The sequence below is a fragment of the Vibrio qingdaonensis genome, assembly GCF_026191675.1.
Classification (GTDB): domain Bacteria; phylum Pseudomonadota; class Gammaproteobacteria; order Enterobacterales; family Vibrionaceae; genus Vibrio; species Vibrio qingdaonensis.
Genome location: NZ_JAKRRY010000100.1, coordinates 1 through 2,313, shown reverse-complemented (window position 1 = coordinate 2,313; position 2,313 = coordinate 1). Strand labels below are relative to the sequence as shown.

1 protein-coding gene and 1 pseudogene are annotated in these 2,313 nt (G+C 44.9%); both read right to left on the bottom strand.

Annotated elements, in window-relative coordinates; genetic code table 11:
- The coding region (locus MD535_RS25395) for an Rpn family recombination-promoting nuclease/putative transposase (RefSeq protein WP_265678064.1) at positions 1-376 on the bottom strand (376 nt) is incomplete at its 3' end.
- A 229-nt stretch (positions 377-605) separates the two neighbouring features.
- Positions 606-2,078 (bottom strand): annotated as a pseudogene (ltrA, locus tag MD535_RS25390) (group II intron reverse transcriptase/maturase).
- Positions 2,079-2,313 lie beyond the last annotated feature (235 nt).

Here is a 2,313-nt window from a genome sequence, read left to right as displayed (position 1 = left end):
CTTGACCATGGTAAAACTGCAAAGGTATCACCAAGGGTAAGTGCTCATGACCCGCTTCAATATGCTGTTGCATGGCAGCGATAGCGTAACGCATCAGTCTGAATGCCATGTGTTTATCTGGCCGACTCTGGTGCTCGATTAACGCATAGACATACCCTTCCCCCTGAGACGTTTTAAGAGAATAAAGGACATCCGAATAATAAGGCCGTAAGTTTTCTTCTATGAAGCAGCCTGATTCGAGCTTTAGGGTCGTCAAATCACAGATTTCACGCAGCTCAGCAGGCAGGTGAATATCCAATAAGTCCTTAGCGGTTTCAGGATGAGTGAGAAACTGCTTAAAGAGCGCATCATGGGGCGTTGGCGTGGTCTTTTTCATTCCATTATCCTAACATCAAATCAGTACCATGATAAAAATTATGCACCACGTTGGTTTCCTTCTACACATCAATTTAGTTCATTCACACAATTTAGTTTATTTACTCTAAGTAATCTTTGTCGGGTGGACGACACCTGTTACCAAGTGCCGTCTCCCTAAGAACCCAGCGTGCAACTTTCACTGCACTAGGCTCAAGCCTCCACGAAGGCATCGTTTGATACCCAGCAACTTATAAAGCAGTCGGAGCAGGTTCGTTCCAAGAGTTACGAGCTAGCCTTTTGGACTTCCTTTTAGCCAAGTATTCTTGGTATTGAGGGTCAAATGGAGTCGCTGCACTTCGGATTTTCACATGCCTTTCTATTGGCACTTTGGCTATTTGGAAGAGATTGAACTGGCAATCCATATCCATGATCTTCTGCCAACCGTGAAACTGCCACTGGCCTTTTCGGTTGATGAAGTATTTTAGGGCGATCCAAGTTTTAGACTTTGTTGGATGGCGCCTTTTTGCCCAGTGCCACAATGTATGGAATAGCTTGTGGCCTACATATCCGAATACTTGTTTGGCAACGCAGTGTCAGTAGTAGTTCGACCACCCCCTAAGTTTCGGATTTATCAGTTTGATAAGATCATTCACTGGTAGGGTTACGTGCTTTTTGACGAGTTCACGCAGATTACTCAAGAACATCAACGTGTTGGATTTACTCGGTTTAATGAGCAATCTCCCTTTGTACTTCCTATGGTTAAAACCTAGGAAATCAAAGCCATCATTAATGTGAGTGATATGCGTTTTCTCTTCGGAAAGTGTTAGGCCTCTTTCTGCTAAGAAATCAGCGATCAACGGTTTGATATCGTTCTCTAATACTTCCTTTGAAGCACAAGTGACGACGAAATCGTCGGCGTATCCAATAAAGTTAGCTCTTGCACCCTTTTTGAGAGCGGTAGACTTAATCTGCTGTTCGAGACCAGAGAGCGTCATTAACATCAAGGTTGGGGATATAATCCCGCCTTGAGGCGTGCCTTCATCGGTGTCTTGAAATAGCCCTTTGTCTACAAAGCCAGACTTTAACCATTGTCCCAACATACGTTTATCAACAACAATATTGTCCATCAGCCATTGATGCCCGATTTTGTCGAAACAGGCTTTGATGTCCCCTTCGAGAACCCACTGTGCTGACCGTTTCTGACTTAAGCAGATAAAACACTGTCCGATTGCGTCAGCAGTACTGCGCCTTGGTCTAAAACCGTAGCTGTTAGGATCGGCAAGACCCTCAGACACAGGCTCTAATGCTAATAGATAAAGTGCCTGTTGCGCTCGATCTATCATGCATGGGATGCCCAATGGTCGAAGTTTGCCATTTTTTTTGGGGATATAGATACGCTTGAGTGGTTTAGCTTGATAGGCCTTTCGACTCAATTGATGTACGGCTTTCATGCGACGTGTGTCTGTGTTCCAAATGACACCGTCTATTCCAGACGTTTTACTGCCTTTGTTTTGCGATACTCGTTTAACAGCAAGAAGCTTTGCTGAACGAGAGTGAGTCAGTATCCATTGCAATGCTTTCGCTTTGCCACGTTTACCTTCTCTCGTTGCCTTTGCGATACGCATCTGAAGCTTTAATACATGCGCCTCAACAGATTTCCAGTCAATTGACTGCCATTGAGCGCTGTCAGGAGCGGCACTAATCTCTTTTGAGATCATCATTTGCATTTCTCCTTGAATAAAGTTCTTCAAATTCTCTCGCAACGGGAGACCAGTCGGAAGTGGGCTCACTTTCGTGACCAGACACAAGTCTGTATCTGCATCGTTACAATGCAGCATTCGTTTTTTCCAACCTCCTATACCTGCATCACTATCGGCCACGAAGGCTTTCCCAGAGGGAGTGATACAGGCTTACCGTGTTCCGTATGTTGCACAGTGTCAGTGTAGATGCCCGCTA